Origin of the sequence: Bradyrhizobium forestalis, from assembly GCF_002795245.1 — a bacterium.
GTDB lineage: Bacteria > Pseudomonadota > Alphaproteobacteria > Rhizobiales > Xanthobacteraceae > Bradyrhizobium > Bradyrhizobium forestalis.
Genome location: NZ_PGVG01000049.1, coordinates 15720 through 32833, shown reverse-complemented (window position 1 = coordinate 32833; position 17114 = coordinate 15720). Strand labels below are relative to the sequence as shown.

Below are 17114 nucleotides of genomic sequence, written 5' to 3'. Positions count from 1 at the left end.
TGGTCGGCTGACTTCAACCGCGACCGATCGCACCTACCGATGACTCTTGCCGCAACCGAGCTTGCCTTTCGCTCCGCCAGCGTCACGCTGCTGCTGGTGCTGGCGGCGTCATTGATCTCTGATTTCCGCAGCGTTCTCGCTGCCCGCCTCGGCGCGGCCTTCGCGCTCGGCTCGGCCGCACATGCGGCGAGCTATTCGGTCGGCGTATCGTCGCTGGTTCCGGCATGGCATGCGCCGCTGATCGCGCTCTCGACCGGCAACATCGTGGTGTTCTGGCTGTTCACGCGCGCGCTGTTCGATGACGAATTTCGCCTGCAATGGTGGCATGGATTGATCTGGGTGGCGGTGACTGCCTTCAGCTTTGTCGGGTGTCTCTGGATCGCACCCAGCGGGAACATTCGCCTCTCCGTGATCGCGGTCGATCTGATCGTGCTCGGTTTCATCGCGCTCGCAGTGGGGCAGACGATCGCTTCGTGGTCGGCGGATCTGGTCGAGCGCCGCCGCAAGGTTCGCGTTTTCATCGTCTGCGCCGCCGCGCTCTATGGCGGGGTGAATGCGCTGCTCCAGATTCTCGTTGCCGGCAGTGCGGGCGATGTCGCCAACACGATCAATGCCGGCGTGCTCGCCTGCATCGTTGCGGCCATCGCCTGGGCGATGATGCGTGTCGACGGCGTCGATCTGTTTCCGGCGTCGGTGGCCGCGCCGACAATTCTGGCTCAACCCGCGAAGGGCGATGAATCCGCCGACCAGAAGCTCGTCGATGCCCTGATGCGGCTGATGGCGGACGAGCGGATTTATCGCCACGAGAGCATCACCATCGGCGTGCTCGCGAACCGGCTCAAGATTCCCGAATACCGGCTGCGCCGGTTGATCAATCAACGGCTCGGCTATCGCAACTTCAATGTGTTCCTCAACAACCACCGGATCGAGGAGGCCAAGGCCGCACTCGCCGACCCCGCCCAGGCCGAGGTCCCCGTCATCACCATCGCCATGGACGCCGGCTTCCAGTCGCTGGGGCCGTTCAACCGCGCCTTCAAGGCAGTCACGGGCGTGACGCCGACGGAATATCGGCGGCTCAAGGTTGATACGGCTTAGATTCTTAGGCCATTGAAATCACTTAAGAATTCCGAAATCAGCCAGCCTCAGATCGGTTTCGACGAGGTCGTTTTCGAATCCGGCGAGCGCCCATCGCTCGTATCAGGCTCCTTCTCCGCCACACGCCCCGCAGCCGGAGAAAGCCCGTGACCCGTCGCCGCAAGATCATCCTCGCTACCACCGCCATCGCCTGTGCCGGTCTCGCGCTCGGCGCGGCGCGGGCCCGCGATGTGCCCAAGGTTGCTACCGGCTTCATCGCCGACACGCTCTGCTCGGAGACCTTCGTCTCCGGACTCGATCCCATGCGCGACCTCGCCGAGACCGCCGACGCGATGCCGGGCGCGGGTCTGCTCACCTGGGCGATGGATCTTCAGGTCGATCGCACGCGCAAGGATGTCACGGTGTCCCTGTTCGGGATCGGCCGCAGCCATGCCGTCTATCGCGAGGGACTTGGTTGCACGCTCGAGCACGGCCAGGGGATCGTCGACGTCGGGTTGCCGCCCGACGATGAGCAGCCCGCGCTGCTCCCCGATATCGCCGGCCCCGGGATCGTGGCTCCACAAAGAGAGGGCCTATCAGCTGCGCTCGACCGCGCCTTCGCCGAGCCCGCGCAGCCGCCCTACCGCCGCACGCGCGCGATCGTTGTGATGAAGGCCGGCCGCATCATCGCCGAGCGCTATGCGGACGGCATCGGACCGGAGACGCAGCTGCTCGGCTTCTCCATGACGAAGTCGGTGATGTCTGCACTGACGGGCATTCTCGTGCGCCAGGGCAAGTTGAAGCTTGACGGGCCCGCGCCAATTGCCGACTGGCAAAATCTGGATGATCCGCGTCATGCCATCACCATCGACCAGTTGCTGCGTCACACCGCCGGCATCGCGCTCGGCAGCTCGTTGCAGGCCTCGCTGGGCTCCGTGCTCGAACCGGTCAACACCATGAAATTCGCCGAGGACGATATGGCCAGCTTCGCCGAGCGCGCGCCGCTTGCGACCGCGCCGGGCACGGCGTGGAATTATCACGACGGCAACTTTCTCATCCTCGCGCATCTGCTGCGCGATGCCGCCGGCGGAGAGCCCGCCGATGCGCTCCGCTTCGCGCGCCGCGAATTGTTCGCGCCGCTCGGCATGGTCAACGTCACGCTTCAGCTCGACGTAACAGGCACGATCGAGGGTTCGAGCGAGATGCTGGCCTCCGCGCGCGACTGGGCGCGCCTCGGCCAGCTCTACCTCAATGACGGCGTCGCCGGCGGCAAGCGCATCTTGCCGGAGGGATGGGTGAGCTACTCGTCCTCACCGACGCCAAATGCTTGGGTCGGCATCGGTGCCGGATTCTGGACCAACCAGGGCGACAGCTTTGGCGCGAAGTTTCGCGTGGAGCACGGCTGGCCGCGCGATGCCTTCTTCGCCAAGGGCACGATCGGGCAATACACCATCGTGATCCCGTCGGAGAAGCTGGTGATCGTACGGCTCGGCCGCTCGCCGAACGCGCCGGCGCAAGCCGACGGCGTGTTCGATCTGGTGCGCGATGTGGTGGCAGCGACGCGCGAGAAGGGGAAGCTCGCTGGGGCGAATTGAGAGGTGCGGAGCGCTGTCCCTTACCCGCCCCTGGAGGGGGAGGGTCGATCGCGTGAAGCGCGAGCGGGGTGGGGTGATCTCTCCGCTCGGGCACTGTTGGATGCGGAGGGACCGTCACCCCACCCCGTCTCATATTTCGCTGCGCTCAATATGAGCCGACCCTCCCCCTCCAGGGGAGGGTAAGCAGACCGGCGCCGCCGCGACCTCCTACCTCCCCAGCTCCGTTGCCTGCGCCACGCGGTCGAACCGCTCCAGCGTCATGATCGCGTCGGCAAACTTCTCCGCGCGCGCATTCAGCACCGGGCGGGCCAAGGTCAAGAACTTCTGCTGCATCGCCTGCGTGTCCGGGAACGAGGTCGGCTCGCCGGACGGATCGGCATAGAGCCGCTCATGCACACCATCGTCCGTGGTGATACTCACGCGCGCGCCGAAGGGATGGGTGCGGCCGATCTCGAGGCGATCGTCCTGCACCACGTCGAACTTGTCGGCGAGCGCGTCGATGGCGGCGTCCCCAAGGCGGTTGTAGTCGTCCCAGCCGAACGAGCCCTGGTCGAGCGCGAGCGCGCCGGTGAAGAACATCGAGAACTGGCCGCCGACGATCGAGCGCGGGTGGCGGTTGGTCGCGGCGTCGCCGGTCAGCGTGATGCCGTTGCGATGCAGGCCGATCTCGACGCGCTTGACCTGGTCGGGCGTCAGATTGTGCTCGCGCCGCATCGCGATCAGCGCGTCGATCGCCGCATGGGTGTAGCGGCAGCTCGGATAAGGCTTCACGCCGATCTTCATGGTCTCATAGCTCTTGCCGAGCTCGGCCACCGCCTTGTCCGGATGGGCGTCATCGGTGTAGCCGGCGAGCAGGCCGTGCTTGCCCTCGACTGACTCGGTCGCGCCGACGAAATCGTTGCGCGCCAGCGTTGCGGCGATCACGCCGTTCATCGCGGCGGCGCCGACCTGGTAACGCTTGTTCCAGGCGCCGTTGACCAAAAATTGCAGCGAGCCCGCGGCCTGGCTGCCGGAGACGCCGAACGCGGCGATCAGCTGCGTCTCACTGAGGCCGAACAGCTTGCCGGCCGCCGCAGCCGCGCCATAGGTGCCGGCGGTCGCGGTCGGGTGGAAGCCGCGCGCGTAGTGCGAGGTCGGATCGAGCGCGTTGCCGAGCCGGCAGCAGACCTCGTAGCCGGCAACGATCGCCGTCAGCACGTCGCGGCCCGACGCGCCGACCATCTCGCCGATGGCGAAGGCGGCCGGAACCACCGGCGCGCTCGGATGCAGCGAGGAATCGGCGTGGGTGTCGTCGAAGTCGAGGGAATGGCCGAGCGCGCCGTTGAGCAGCGCAGCGACCGCCGGCGTCCAGGTCTTGGCATCGCCGAATACGGTGGACTCGCCCCTGGTGTCGAGCGCCAGCGCCTCCAGCATCTTCAGCATCGACGGGGTCGATTCCGCCTCGCGCCGTGCCCTGATCGCGCTGCCGAGGAAGTCCAGCGTCAGCACCTTGGCGCGCTCCAGCACCTCCGCCGGAATATCCTGGTATTTCAGGTTGAAGACGTAGGCAGCGAGCGTTGCGGTTTCGTGGGCCATCGTGTTTCCTCGTTTTGGCCGGCAAGTTAGGCGGGCTGATTTGGCCTTTCAAGCGGCCTTGCGGCCGCGGGCATCAGCTATGCTTTTGCTTGGCGTATGAGGATCGGACCGGGATATTCGGGCATGGCATTCGCGGCGAAGGTGTTCGAGAAGATCCGGTCGCGGCGCACGCAACTGGGGCTCGCGATCCGGGTCACGGTGGCCGCCACAGCGGCCTATGCGATCGCGACCGCCTTGCATCTGCTGCTGCCGCTCTGGGCGGTGCTGACCTCGCTGATCGTGACCCAGATGAGCGTCGGCCGCTCGCTGAAGGCGACGCGCGACTACATGCTCGGAACCATCGGCGGCGCGATCTATGGCGGCGCCATCGCGATCCTGATTCCTTATTCGAGCGAAGCGGGACTTCTGGGATTGCTGGTCCTCTCGGTCGCTCCGCTCGCCTTCATCGCCGCGATCAATCCGAGCCTGAGCGCCGCCACGGTCACCGCCGTGATCGTGCTGCTGGTTCCGACCATGCATCATTCCGATCCCATGACCTCGGCGATCGACCGCGTCAGCGAGGTCGGCGTCGGCGCCGTCACGGGATTGCTCGTCTCCTTCCTGGTGCTGCCTTCGCGCGCGGTGCGGCAGATCCGCGCCAGCGCGGCGACGCTGCTCGAACTGATCGCCGATGCCTTCACCGAGCTGCTCGCGGGTCTCACGCGCGGCCGCGACAACGACGCGCTGCACCGGATCCAGGACGGCATCGGCACGGCCATGGTCAGCCTCAATGCGATCGGCTCCGAAGCCGAGCGCGAGCGCGCGGCACGCCTGTCGAGCGGGCCGGATACCGGACCGTTGCTGCGAACCATCCTGCGGCTGCGCCATGACGTCGTGATGATCGGGCGCGCCACCGTGGTGCCGCTGCCGGCCGACGTGCAGACGCGGCTCGCAGGCCCGCTGACGGAGGTCTCGACCGTGATCGCGCGCTTCCTCCGCTCGGCAGCTAGCGCCTTGCGCGAAGGCGCAGGCGCGCCGCCGATCCATCCGGTCCACGTCGCGCTCCAGCATTATGCCGAGGCGGTCGCCGCCGTGCGCCAGGACGGCCTGCTCCGCGGCCAACCCGGCGACACCGCCGAGCGCTTCTTCGCGCTCGGCTTCTCCCTGGAGCAGATGCACCAGAACCTGTGCGACCTCGATCGCGTCGTCGGCGAATGGTCGGAAGCGTCGGGCGACAAGTCCGCGCGGGTCGCGGAGTAACTAGCGGGCCGGCTCCACGATGCGTCCCATCATGCCGCGGACCACCAGCTTGTGGAAGGGCATGATCAGCGCGAGGTAGGTCCGGCCGAGCAGATTGTGCGTGCGCACCAGCGTGGTCGAGGTCACCTCGCGGCTCGCGCCATCGCCCGCCACGTCGACCACGATGCGGAAGTCGAGATGGGAATCGTTGAAGCCGGCGACCAGCCGCTCCGGCGTCTCGCTCACCACCGGAAACAGGCCGATCAATCCATGCGGCGCCGGCGCGCCTTCGCCCGATGTCTTCAGCCCGAACGGCGTCACCAGAATGTTGCGCAGGCGCAGCAGCACGTCGATCCAGCGTGGTCCGTGCAGCACCATCCGGACGCAGGCCTCGCGCGCATCGACCGTCGCCGCGCCGATCTCCACGCGAAACGCATCGATGAATTGAGCGCCTGCCAGCACCGCGTCGGCGTCGACCTCAGGCGCGACTTCGTGGACCCTTCCCTTCATTCCGCCAATCTGCGCGCCAGCATCCGGAAGCGCAAGATCAACAGGGCGGCATAGACGAACGAGCCGATCGAGAACCCGATCCAGACGCCGACCGCGCCCAGCCCCGCGTGGAAGGCAAGCACCCAGGCGACGGGAAAGGCGACGCACCAATAGCCGATCGCCGCGAACACCAGCGTCATCCTGGTGTCATTGATGCCGCGCAGCGCGCCGCCCATGATGGTCTGGAGGCCGTCGGCGATGAAGAAGCTCGCGCCGACCAGCAGCAATGTCGCCGTCAGCTCGACCGTTGCCGCGCTGGCCTCGCTGCGGCCGAAGAACAGCCGTCCGAGCTCGTAGCGGCCGAGAATGATTGCAACGGTCAGGGCGGCGACGAACGCGATCCCGAGCACGGCGGCGGCCAGGCCCGCGCGCCTCACCGCAACCATGTCGTCGCGGCCGAAGGCATGACCGACCCGCACCGTCGCCGCCATGCCGATGCCGAGCGGCACCATGAACAGCACGGCGGTGACCTGGAGCGCGATCTGATGCGCGGCAATCGCGGCGGTCGAGATCAGTCCCATCAGCAGCGCCGCCGAGGAGAACAGGCCATACTCCAGCAACAGGGAAAACGAGATCGGCGCACCGACCGCGACGAGCTGACGCATCAAGGGCCAGTCGATCCGCCACAGACGGGCGAGCGGATGATAGTCCGCGAACGGCTTTCGCAACCCGGCGATCGCGAGCGCGGCGAGGAACGTGCCGAGATTGACCAGCGTGGTCGCAAGCCCGGCGCCGAACAGGCCGAGCTCCGGCAGGCCGAACAGGCCGTGGATCAGGGCGTAGACCAGCGCGGCATTCACCGGGATCGCCGCAACCGTGATCCACAGCGGCGCCTGCGGCCGGTTCACCGCGCTCATCATGCTGCGCAGCGCAATGAAGCCGAGCGCCGGCGCAATACCCCAGGCGAGGCCGTTCAGATAGTGCTGCGCCAGCGCGGCCGATTGCGGCATTTGACCGAGCGCGAGCAGGATCTGCTCGCCATAGAGCGGCGAGGCCATCATCGGCAGCGAGATCAGCAGCGCGGCCCACAGGCCGACGCGCAGGGAGCGGCGGATGCGCCTGACGTCGCCGGCGCCGAACGCCTGCGCGGCCAGCGGCGACACGGCGGACGTCAATCCGAGCCCGAAGGTGAAGCTGACGAAATAGACCGTATGCGCCAGCGCCGCCGCGGCCACCGCATCTTCGCCGAGTCGGCCGATCATCGCGAGATCGGTCGTGATCATCGCGATCTGCCCGAGCTGGGTCAGCATCATCGGCACGGCGAGGCGCAGCGTCTCGACGAATTCTTCGGCAAGATGATTTGGCGGCGCGCCGGCTTGCGGCTGCGCTTGATATTGGACGGTGTCGAGCATGGCCGGTCAGTAGCACAGCCACACGTCGAAAACATGGCTGACGTGTCCCGGACGCGCGAAGCGCGAGCCGGGACCCAGCAGAAGCGACAGGCACCGATGTTGCGGCGTGGGCCCCGGCTCAGCAGCGCATCGCTGAACCGGACGATGCTTCGCATCGCCGGGGAAGCGCTGCGCTGCGTCCGGGGCACGAGACGGTGTGCGAAGTGCGACGCTGCTTCTTCTCCCCCTCCCCGTTCTTACTGGGAGAGGCGAAGATCAGCTCTTCCTCTCCGGCACGCGCTTGATCTTCGCGCCCAGTGCGTTCAGCCGTTCCTCGATGCGCTCATAGCCGCGCTCGATCTGGTCGGCATTGTTGATGGTGGAGGTGCCCTCGGCGCAGACGGCGGCGAGCAGCATCGCCATGCCGGCCCGGATGTCGGGCGAGGTCATCGGCGCGCCGCGCAGGCGGCTGGGTCCGGCGATAATGGCGCGGTGCGGGTCGCACAGCACGATGCGCGCGCCCATCGCGATCAGCTTGTCGACGAAGAACATCCGCGATTCGAACATCTTCTCGAACATCAGGATCACGCCCTCGCATTGCGTGGCCGTGACGATCGCGATCGACATCAGGTCGGCCGGGAAGGCCGGCCATGGCTGGTCCTCCAGCTTCGGCACGTGGCCGCCGAAATCGTCCTGGATCTTCAAGGTTTGATTGGAGGGCACGATGAGATCATCGCCCTCGACGCGGCAGACGATGCCGAGCCGCTCGAAACCCATGCGGATCGAGCGCAGATGCTCGACACCGGCGCGCATGATGCGCAGCGGCGAGCGTGTCACGGCGGCAAGTCCGATCAGCGAGCCGACCTCGATATGGTCGGGCTGGATCCTGTAGGTCGCCTCCCCCAGCGTCGCCTGCCCGTGCACGATCATGGTGTTGGTGCCGATGCCTTCGATCCTGGCGCCGAGCGCGACCAGGAAATAGGCGAGGTCCTGGACATGCGGCTCGGAGGCCGCGTTGCGCAAATAGGTGACGCCGTCGGCGGCGACCGCCGCGACCAGCGCGTTCTCAGTGGCGGTGACGCTCGGCTCGTCCAGGAACACGTCCGCGCCGGCGAGTTTTGGCGCTCGGAATTCGAGCCGGTCGGTCGCGGTGACCTTTGCGCCCAGCTGCTCCAGCGCCAGCACATGCGTGTCCAGACGGCGGCGGCCGATGACATCGCCGCCCGGCGGCGGCAGCATCACTTCGCCGCAGCGGGCGAGCAGGGGGCCGGCGAGCAGGATCGAGGCGCGGATGCGCACGCACAGCTCGGGGTCGAGATCGGCGGCGCGGATGCTCTTGGCGTGGATGTGAAGCGTGTTGCGGGCGGTCCATTCCGCCGATGCGCCGACCGAGCGGATCAGCTCGACCAGCGTCTCGGTGTCGCGGATCCGCGGCACGTTCTCCAGCGTCACCGGGTGCTCGGTGAGCAGCGCGGCGGCGATGATCGGCAACGCCGAATTCTTGTTGCCGGACGGCTCGATCGAGCCCGAGAGCCGGTGACCGCCCTCGACGATGTATTGGATGGGCGCCACGTCGGTTTTCTCCGTCCTGTTGCGGTGGGGCGGGCTGCTTCGGGGGCGGAAACTACCGAGAATTGAGCAGGGTAGCAATTCTGCACTTGTCACGGCGGAGCGCCGCTCATCGGACCCGAACGGTTCCGCTGAACCGGGCGTTTAGAACAACCCGATGATATTCGCCACCACATAAAGGATCACGATCAGCATCAAGACGCCCATGGCCAGGAACGAGATCTCGATGGCGATGGCGCCAGTCCCGAGCGCGGCCGCGACTCCGGCCAGCAGCCTCTCCTCGCGGAATACGAGGGCAAGGACCGAGAACAGGATGGCGAGCAGGCCGAGCGAGATCGCACCGATCGAGGATGCCTCCCTCAACTGGCTTCCCGTCGATTTCTCGCGCGGCGGCGCTTGATATTCGACGCCCTTGACCCGCGCGATCAGGCGGTCCTTGAGGCGGTGACCGGTATCGACAATCACCTTGTCAGCCGGCGGAGGGGGATAGATCGCGGGTATGACCCAATGCGGCAAGACGGCCGCGATCAGCGCCAGCACGCCGACGATGCTGCCGATGATGCCAAGCCGGCGCGAGGGCGCAGTGGAACTGGTCGGCGCGGAACTGGTCATGGCGTGAGGGCTTCCCGGCCGAAGCGGCCAACGGGTTCATGCTCCTTCGTCGCAATGGCAGGTGGTGAGGTTCAGGTGTGTCCTCACCTCTCCCCGACGGGGAGAGGTCGGATTGCGTAGCAATCCGGGTGAGGGGCTGCGGCACCCAGTGAGACCAGAACCCCTCACCCGGATCGCATCTCGCGATGCGCTCCGACCTCTCCCTACGGGAGAGGTGATCGGTGCGCGCAATTGGCACCGCCAAACCAAAACGCGTCGCGTCAGATATCGATCGTCGCGCTCAGCGAATGCTCCTGAATGAAGTCGCGGCGCGGCTCGACGACGTCTCCCATCAGCTTGGTGAAGATGTCGTCGGCCTCGTCGACCTCCTTGACCTTCACCTGCAGCAGCGAGCGCGCCTCGGTGTCGAGGGTTGTCTCCCAGAGCTGCTCAGGATTCATCTCGCCGAGACCTTTGTAGCGCTGCAGCGTGATGCCCTTGCGGCCCGCATCGGTCACGGCTTCGAACAGGTCGACCGGACCGTGGACCACGTGCTCGTTGTCCTTGCGCCGCAGCTTGCCGGAGCGGGCGTAAACGTCCTGGAGCTTGGTCGTGTACTCGTCGAGCTTGCGGGCCTCTGCCGACCCGAGCAGCGCGTCGTCGATGACCGCGGCCTCCTTGACACCGCGCACGGTGCGCTCGAACAGGAAGCCTTGGCCTTCGACGAACTGCCCGACCCAGCCGCGTTCGACCTCCTCGGCCTGGTTGTCCAGCCGGCTCGCGATGTATTGCGCCGCGGCCGTGGCCTTCTCGGGATTGCCGTAGATCTCCTTGTTCAGCACGCCGGTGATGGCGGCCTGCTCGACCACCTTGCGGTTATAGCGGCTGTGCAGGTTGCGCAGGATGCTGCGGACGACGCGGGCGTCGTCGACCAGCGCGCGCAAATCGCGCCCGGAGCGGTCGCCGCCGGTACCGGGGATGTACACGCAATCGTCGAGACCGGCGTCGATCAGATAGTCTTCCAGCGCGCGCTCGTCCTTCAGGTACTGTTCGGACTTGCCGCGTGAGACCTTATAGAGCGGCGGCTGGGCGATATAGAGATAGCCGCCGTCGATGATGTCGCGCATCTGCCGGTAGAAGAAGGTGAGCAGCAGCGTGCGGATGTGGGCGCCGTCGACGTCGGCGTCCGTCATCACGATGATCTTGTGATAGCGCAGTTTCTCGACCGAGAAATCGTCGCTGATGCCGGTGCCGAGCGCGGTGATCAGCGTGCCGATCTGCTCGCTCGACAGCATCTTGTCGGGACGAACGCGCTCCACGTTCAAGATCTTGCCGCGCAGCGGCAAGACGGCCTGGAATTCGCGGTTGCGGCCCTGCTTGGCGCTGCCGCCTGCCGAGTCGCCCTCGACGATGAAGAGTTCGGACTTGGCCGGATCCTTTTCCTGGCAGTCGGCGAGCTTGCCGGGCAGCGAGGAGACGGAGAGCGGGCTCTTGCGCGTCAGCTCGCGCGCTTTTCGCGCAGCTTCACGGGCAGCGGCGGCCTGGATCACCTTGCCGACGATCATCTTGGCTTCGCTCGGGTGCTCCTCGAACCAGGCCTGAAGCGCCTCGTTGAGGACGTTCTCGACCACGGGACGCACTTCCGAGGACACCAGCTTGTCCTTGGTCTGCGACGAGAATTTCGGATCGGGCACCTTCACCGACAGTACGGCGGTGAGGCCTTCGCGGCAGTCGTCGCCGGTCAGCGCGATCTTTTCCTTCTTGGCGTTGGCCTCGGCATAGCCGTTGACCTGGCGCGTCAGCGCGCCGCGAAAGCCGGCGAGATGGGTGCCGCCGTCACGCTGCGGGATGTTGTTGGTGAAGCACAGCACGTTCTCGTGGTAGCTGTCGTTCCACCACAAAGCGGCCTCGACGCCGATGCCGTTGGCTTCCGAGCGCACCATGATGGGCGTCGGCACCAGCGCCTTCTTGTTGCGGTCGAGATATTTGACGAACTCCTCGACGCCGCCGGAATAGTACATTTCCTCGCGCTTCTCGACCGCATGTCGTGTGTCGGAGAGGGCGATGTGAACGCCGGAATTGAGGAAGGCGAGCTCGCGCAGGCGATGCTCGAGGGTGGCGAAGTCGTATTCGATGTTCTTGAAGGTCTCGTTCGAGGCCAGGAACGTCACCTCGGTGCCGCGCTTTCCCGGGGCATCGCCGACGACCTTGAGCGGCGCCACGGCATCGCCATGGGCGAACTCGATGTAGTGCTCCTTGTTGTCGCGCCAGATGCGAAGCATCAGCTTGCTCGACAGCGCGTTGACGACGGAGACGCCGACGCCGTGCAGGCCGCCGGAGACCTTGTAGGAGTTCTGGTCGAACTTACCGCCGGCATGGAGCTGGGTCATGATGACCTCGGCCGCCGAGATGCCTTCGCCCTTGTGGATGTCGACGGGAATGCCGCGGCCGTCGTCGCGCACAGTGACGGAATTGTCGGCATTGAGGATGACATCGACACGCGTGGCGTGGCCCGCGAGCGCCTCGTCGATCGCGTTGTCGACGACCTCGTAGACCATGTGGTGCAGGCCCGAGCCGTCGTCGGTGTCGCCGATATACATCCCCGGGCGCTTGCGGACGGCATCGAGACCCTTGAGCACGCGGATCGATTCCGCGCCGTAGTCGCTCGCGTTGGAGGGCTCGTTTTCGGCACGCGGCTGCCGAGCAGGTTCTGTCATGAGAGGCCTTTGAGATGTCGCCCGAATCAGCGGCGCAAAAGGCGCTGATTTGCAGGGCTATTTGTGCCACGAAAGACCGCTTGCGCCTAGCGCAAAGTATCTCCCGGCAACCCTTTGAGCAGATAGGGTTTTTTGGCCGGTTTTCAAGGCTTTTGGAGGGCGATTTCGGGCGCTGCAAAAAGCGCGATTCGAGGGGCCGTTTCGGGTTGCGAAAGGCGTGGATTTTGCGGGCAGGAAGGGTGGTTCCGAGAGGCCCGGAACAGATCGTTCGAGCCCTTGCTTGAATCGGCCGGAGCCCCAGGCTCGGTGCAACCTCTCCCGCTCGCGGGCGAGGTCGGCGCATCGCGCCGGGTGAGGGTTCTCTCCTCCTGGGGGTTCTCGACCGAGGCGAGACCCTCACCCCAGCCCTCTCCCGCAAGCGGGAGAGGGAGCGCACCGGCTTCGTGGAGGCCTCAGTACATCTGCAGCGGCAGCATGTCGCCGCTCGGCCCCACCAGGAGGCCCCAGGCCTCGCCGGCGGCAACGGTCAGGGACTCGCTACGCGCCGGGCGGCCGGGCAGGCGTAGCGCGTACTGGTATTTGCCGGGCGGCAGGTCGAGCATCGGGCCTTTCGGCGATTGCGGGCCGCCGGCGCCGGCCGCGATCTTCACCGTCTGATTGTTGATCGTGAGCGAGGCTTCCTTCGGCCCGATATTGCCGAGCATGAGTCTCGCCTGTCCTGCCTTCGGCATGATGTCGGCCTTGACCGCGGCATCCGCATTCTTCTGCGCCAGATTGACCGTGGTCTCGCCCTTGGCGCGGCCGAGCTTGAGCACGGCCGGGCCCTGCGGCGAGGTGAAGTCGATCTGCGCGCGGTCTGCGGACACGATCGCGCCGTCGGTCTTTTCCTGCCAGCCGAGCTTGGACAGCTCCGCACGGTAGAAGGCGAGGACCTCGTCGAGCGAAGCGGGGATGCTGGCCTCCAGCTCGCGGCGGAACGGCGTCTCGCTGCCTGGCATCTTTGTGGTGGCGAGCGATTTCGACGATCGCTGCGTCGGCACCGGCAGCTGGGATTCGGGGTCGGGCTTGAGCGGCTCGGAGGATTTGGCCTGCACGTCCGGGCCGGCGGCAGGCTTGGCCGCTTCCGTCACGAGGCCCGATCCGTCGGCGCGGACATTCACCTTCGGGCCCATCTGCATCACCGTCATCGAGATCGACTTGCCGCCCCTGGAGAACGCCATCACCGCCATGTTGGGCTGGTTGATGACGGAGGGTTGCTCTTTCCAGCCTGCACTCTTCAGTGTGGTACGGTAGAACGTGCTGAGCGCCTTCACGCTCGAGGTGGACGAGAATTCGAGCCTGCCGTCGCCGCCTTCGAACGTCACATCTTGCGCGGTCTCGGGCAGCGGCACCGGCGCCTTGCCGTCGGCGCGCGCATTGAGCGGCGCATCGGACAGGGAGGCGGCCTGCGTCTTGCGCCTGGCCTCGTCAGCGGCGATGAGCTGCTGAGCCGCACCCAGCGCGTCGCCAAGGAACTTCTCGTCGGCCTCCTTCTTCGCCTTGGCGCGGGCGGCAAGCGCTGATTCCTTCACCTGCGCAGTCAGGCTGATCATGGTGAAATCATATTTGCGGCCGAGCCGCAGCACGCCGGTTTCCTCCGCCGAGGAAATCTTGATCGCGACCTCGTCGCCGGGCGCAAGCGGCGCGCTGCCATCTTCCTGCCAGCCGCGCGCGGCGAGCTCGCGATGATAGAAGGCGCGCACGGCAGGCAGCTCGGCCATCGCGGCGGCCGAGATCTCGCGCTTGTTGAAGCTTGCGCTGCCAAGGCTCCGCGCAGATTTGGTCGGCTTGGGCCGCGGCAGGCCGGCCATGTCATCGTCGGCCTCGAGCACCTCCGGCAGCGCGAACGGCGCCACCCGGATCTCGACATTGGTCCTTCCGTCGTCGCGGCGCGTCAGGGTCAGCATCACCGGCTTCTGCTTGTAGAATTGCGTCGTGTCGCCGTCGGGATGGTCGTAGAAGGCACGCACGCCGTTCGGCACCGACCCGCCGAGATCGGCATTCGGCCAGCGCGATGCCGTCTCGGGCGTGAGCTTGCGCCATCCCAACGCCGTCATCTCCTTTGTAAAGAACTCCGAGGCGGCATCGAGCGCGCCGGGCGCGATGCAGCCGAGATAGGGCCGGGTCTCGTCGAACATGAGCTCGGTCGCGCCGTCCGGAAAAGGCACGTTGGAATAGATCCGGTTCGGCGTGTAGGACACGGCGGACTGGTCGGGACGTCCGCGCGCCTGCGTGAAGGATATGCGCAGTCCCTGCCGCCCTCTCTTGAAAGTCAGCGCGGTGCTCTTCTCGTCCAGCGGATACACGTAGGGCACCCAGCCGTCCGCGCTCAGCAGCTTCTTCGTAGCCTCCGACGTGGCGGCAACCGGGGTCGGCACGGTGTATGTCACACGGTAGGTGTCCGGGCGCGAGGTGTCCTCCACCGCGCCGTCCAGCCGCGGCAGGGTATGGACATCGACGATGCCCTCGTCGGCTGCGCTCGCAGGACGTGGGGCAGGCGCCATTGCGAGCACGCCGCAGGCAACCAGCAGCCACCTTGCCGGGACTTGCGCCCCGCGCCGGATCATCGGCATCGTCGAAACTCCCGGATTTTGGCGCGTCCTCATGCCCGCGCAATTGCAGGCTGCGAGCCCATCGGCGCGGCCTCAGACGAGAAGTCGCGACAGGAACCGGCCAGGTTCAACAGGCGGCGCGATAGGCACAGCCGACAGGGCTCAATACAGCTGGAGCGGTGGCCATGCCTCTCCATCGCGCCCGACTGTGAGCTCCCAGGTATCGCCAGCTGCGACGGTGAGCATGTTCGTGGTGGCCTGACGGCCGGGCACGCTCAGTCCGTAGGCGTATTTGCCAGGCACGAGGTCCAGCGCGACGGCATTTGCGCCGGCGGGCCGCGGAATCGTCCGCTCGTTGATCGCAAGCACGGCTTCGTTGTCGCCGATATTGCTGAACACCAGCTTGGCCTGGCCGGGTTCAGGCAGGACGTTCGCCCGGGCCGCGACTGCCGAATTCTTCTGCACGAGATGCACCGAGGTGCTGCCGTCCTTGCGGTCGAGCTCCAGCGCGGCCGGCCCGATCGGTGAGACGAAGGCGAGGCGCGCGTGATCGGCGCTGACCACCGCATCATCCTGCTGCTCCTGCCAGCCGAGCTTTCGAAGCTCGGTACGATAGAAGGCGAGCACGTCGCCGAGCGCTGCGGGCACGCGGGCTTCGAGCCTGGTCCGGAGCGGAGCCTCGACGCCGGGCATCACGGTGGTGTGGATCGCCCGATAGAGGTAGCGGGTTGGCGCAGGCAGCTTGGCCGCGGGATCCAGCGTGAGTGCGGCCGAGAACAGCGGCGGCAGCGTAGACACGAAGGCGCCGGCGCTTGCCGCGAGCAGGCAGCTTGCGAGGAGAGCGAGGCCGCACGCAATAAGTTGCCATCGTGCCGGAGCTTGCGCCCCACGCCCCACCGTCGCCATGCTCGTGCTCCAAGGATATCGCGCCAGTCTGAAATCCTGCGCGATGGCTGCTTCTTGCAGCCACAAGCAGCTAGTCGCGGCCGCAAACGGGCGGGTTCAATGCGGCGGCCTAGCTTCGGGCCGAGACTCGTCCGCTCTCGACGTCAAAGACTTCGCCGCCTGCGCCGATCTCGACGAAAGCAGCAGGATCCGCGCCGGTCAGCCACACCTGCGCGCCGAGCTTCTTCAGCTCCTCGAACAGCGCCGCACGGCGGTTCGGATCGAGATGCGCGACCACCTCGTCGAGCAGCAGCAGCGGCACGATGCCGGTCATCTCGGCGACCAGCGTCGCATGCGCGAGCACGAGGCCGATCAGAAGCGCCTTCTGCTCGCCGGTGGAGGCATCGCGCGCCGGCATGCTCTTGGGCGCATAGACGACCTGCAGATCGGTGAGGTGCGGGCCGTCGGTGGTGCGGCCGGCAATCGCATCGCGCGGACGGTTGTCGCGCAGGATCTGGCGGTAGCGGTCCTCGACCGAGGTCGCGGTCTCCTGGAGCAGCGCGTTCTCCATCCAGCCGTCGAGCGCGATCTGCGCCGAGGGGAAGGCGGATTCCTGCGCGCGTGCGTTGAGCATCCCGGTGAGCCTTGCCGCGGTCTGGCCGCGCGTTGCCGCGACCGCGACCGCAAGCTCCGCCGTCTCGCGCTCGATCGCGTCGCACCAATGGTCGTCGTAATTGCGCGTCTCCAGCAGGCGGTTGCGCGAACGCAGCGAGCGCTCGAGTGCGTTGATGCGGCTGGAATGCTCGCTGTCGATGGCGAGCACCAAGCGGTCGAAGAAACGCCGCCGTTCGGAGGCTGCGCCCATGAACAGCCCGTCCATCGCCGGCGTCAGCCACACCATGCGGATGTGGTCGCCGAAGGCGCTGGCCGAACCCACCGGCTCGCGGTCGATGCGGCAGCGCCGGCTGACTGCGCTGTCCGGGCGCGGCGCGTCGATGCCGGTGCCGAGTGTGGCGAGCCCCAGCGCGCCCTCGACCTGCGCCGACACCGCCCAGGAGCCGTCGCCCTGGTTGTCGGCGACATCTTCCAGCGTGGCGCGGCGCAGACCCCGTCCCGGCGACAGGAACGAGATCGCCTCGATGCAATTGGTCTTGCCCGCCCCGTTCGGCCCGACCAGCGCCACCATGTCAGCCGCCGTCTCGAGCCCCGCCGCCCGGTAATTGCGAAAATGCGTCAGCGTCAGGCGATGAATGCGGGAGGGGGTCATGTTCTATTCGTCATGGGCGCGCGCTCTCCCTTTGCGGGAGCATGCCGTAGGGTGGGCAAAGGCGCGCTCTGCGCGCGCCGTGCCCACGTCTGGCCGCGATCTGCGCCGCTGCATGGTGGGCACGCTTTCGCCTTCGCTCTTCGAGCTGCGGC

At 66.8% G+C, this 17114-nt stretch carries 12 protein-coding genes; 3 read left to right on the top strand and 9 right to left on the bottom strand.

Going from position 1 to position 17114, the window contains the following annotated elements; genetic code table 11:
- The first annotated feature begins 39 nt into the window (after positions 1–39).
- On the top strand, positions 40–1095 hold the full coding sequence (locus CVM73_RS34275) for a helix-turn-helix domain-containing protein (protein WP_100236185.1): 1056 nt from the start codon (positions 40–42) through the stop codon (positions 1093–1095).
- A 146-nt stretch (positions 1096–1241) separates the two neighbouring features.
- Positions 1242–2669, top strand: a complete 1428-nt coding sequence (locus CVM73_RS34270; protein WP_100236184.1) for a serine hydrolase domain-containing protein — start codon at positions 1242–1244, stop codon at positions 2667–2669.
- A 207-nt stretch (positions 2670–2876) separates the two neighbouring features.
- On the opposite strand, the gene CVM73_RS34260 is transcribed toward CVM73_RS34270, so the two are convergent.
- Positions 2877–4244 carry an MmgE/PrpD family protein gene (locus CVM73_RS34260; protein ID WP_100236182.1) on the bottom strand — a complete coding sequence of 456 codons (1368 nt, stop codon included), beginning with the start codon at positions 4242–4244 and terminating at the stop codon, positions 2877–2879.
- Positions 4245–4367: 123 nt separating this feature from the next.
- Between CVM73_RS34260 and CVM73_RS34255 the strand changes: the two genes are divergently transcribed.
- Entirely contained in the window at positions 4368–5483 is a 1116-nt protein-coding gene (locus CVM73_RS34255) for an FUSC family protein (protein WP_100236181.1), read from the top strand.
- Here the strand turns inward: CVM73_RS34255 and CVM73_RS34250 are convergent, their stop codons facing one another.
- The 8 genes from CVM73_RS34250 to recF all read right to left on the bottom strand — a co-directional run bounded on the left by CVM73_RS34250 (position 5484) and on the right by recF (position 16962).
- The gene (locus tag CVM73_RS34250) at positions 5484–5972 is read right to left on the bottom strand and encodes a DUF2867 domain-containing protein (RefSeq protein WP_100236180.1); all 489 of its coding nucleotides are present in this window, start codon (positions 5970–5972) and stop codon (positions 5484–5486) included.
- Positions 5969–7363, bottom strand: coding sequence for an MATE family efflux transporter (locus tag CVM73_RS34245; protein WP_100236179.1), 1395 nt, complete (start codon positions 7361–7363; stop codon positions 5969–5971). The genes CVM73_RS34250 and CVM73_RS34245 overlap by 4 nt, the downstream gene beginning before the upstream one ends.
- A 255-nt stretch (positions 7364–7618) precedes the next feature.
- A complete protein-coding gene (gene murA, locus CVM73_RS34240; RefSeq protein ID WP_100236178.1) occupies positions 7619–8914 on the bottom strand; it encodes a UDP-N-acetylglucosamine 1-carboxyvinyltransferase in 1296 nt (431 codons plus the stop codon).
- Between the two features lie 141 nt (positions 8915–9055).
- Positions 9056–9523 (bottom strand): hypothetical protein, encoded by a 468-nt coding sequence (locus CVM73_RS34235; protein WP_100236177.1) that lies wholly within the window; start codon positions 9521–9523, stop codon positions 9056–9058.
- Between the two features lie 260 nt (positions 9524–9783).
- Positions 9784–12219: a DNA topoisomerase (ATP-hydrolyzing) subunit B gene (gyrB, locus tag CVM73_RS34230; RefSeq protein WP_100236176.1), complete on the bottom strand. Its 2436-nt coding sequence runs from the start codon at positions 12217–12219 to the stop codon at positions 9784–9786.
- Between the two features lie 452 nt (positions 12220–12671).
- Positions 12672–14831 carry a hypothetical protein gene (locus CVM73_RS34220; protein WP_100236175.1) on the bottom strand — a complete coding sequence of 720 codons (2160 nt, stop codon included), beginning with the start codon at positions 14829–14831 and terminating at the stop codon, positions 12672–12674.
- Positions 14832–14972: 141 nt separating this feature from the next.
- The gene (locus CVM73_RS34215) at positions 14973–15716 is read right to left on the bottom strand and encodes a hypothetical protein (protein WP_100236199.1); all 744 of its coding nucleotides are present in this window, start codon (positions 15714–15716) and stop codon (positions 14973–14975) included.
- Between the two features lie 109 nt (positions 15717–15825).
- Positions 15826–16962 (bottom strand): DNA replication/repair protein RecF, encoded by a 1137-nt coding sequence (gene recF / locus CVM73_RS34210; RefSeq protein WP_100236174.1) that lies wholly within the window; start codon positions 16960–16962, stop codon positions 15826–15828.
- Positions 16963–17114 lie beyond the last annotated feature (152 nt).

What these genes read in the sequence shown, in the direction of transcription:
- CVM73_RS34275 (WP_100236185.1), top strand. Translation starts at nt 40, where the DNA reads ATGACTCTTGCCGCAACCGAGCTTGCCTTTCGCTCCGCCAGCGTCACG.
- CVM73_RS34260 (WP_100236182.1), bottom strand. Translation starts at nt 4,244, where the DNA reads ATGGCCCACGAAACCGCAACGCTCGCTGCCTACGTCTTCAACCTGAAA.
- CVM73_RS34255 (WP_100236181.1), top strand. Translation starts at nt 4,368, where the DNA reads ATGGCATTCGCGGCGAAGGTGTTCGAGAAGATCCGGTCGCGGCGCACG.
- CVM73_RS34250 (WP_100236180.1), bottom strand. Translation starts at nt 5,972, where the DNA reads ATGAAGGGAAGGGTCCACGAAGTCGCGCCTGAGGTCGACGCCGACGCG.
- CVM73_RS34245 (WP_100236179.1), bottom strand. Translation starts at nt 7,363, where the DNA reads ATGCTCGACACCGTCCAATATCAAGCGCAGCCGCAAGCCGGCGCGCCG.
- CVM73_RS34235 (WP_100236177.1), bottom strand. Translation starts at nt 9,523, where the DNA reads ATGACCAGTTCCGCGCCGACCAGTTCCACTGCGCCCTCGCGCCGGCTT.
- gyrB (WP_100236176.1), bottom strand. Translation starts at nt 12,219, where the DNA reads ATGACAGAACCTGCTCGGCAGCCGCGTGCCGAAAACGAGCCCTCCAAC.
- CVM73_RS34220 (WP_100236175.1), bottom strand. Translation starts at nt 14,831, where the DNA reads ATGCCGATGATCCGGCGCGGGGCGCAAGTCCCGGCAAGGTGGCTGCTG.
- CVM73_RS34215 (WP_100236199.1), bottom strand. Translation starts at nt 15,716, where the DNA reads ATGGCGACGGTGGGGCGTGGGGCGCAAGCTCCGGCACGATGGCAACTT.
- recF (WP_100236174.1), bottom strand. Translation starts at nt 16,962, where the DNA reads ATGACCCCCTCCCGCATTCATCGCCTGACGCTGACGCATTTTCGCAAT.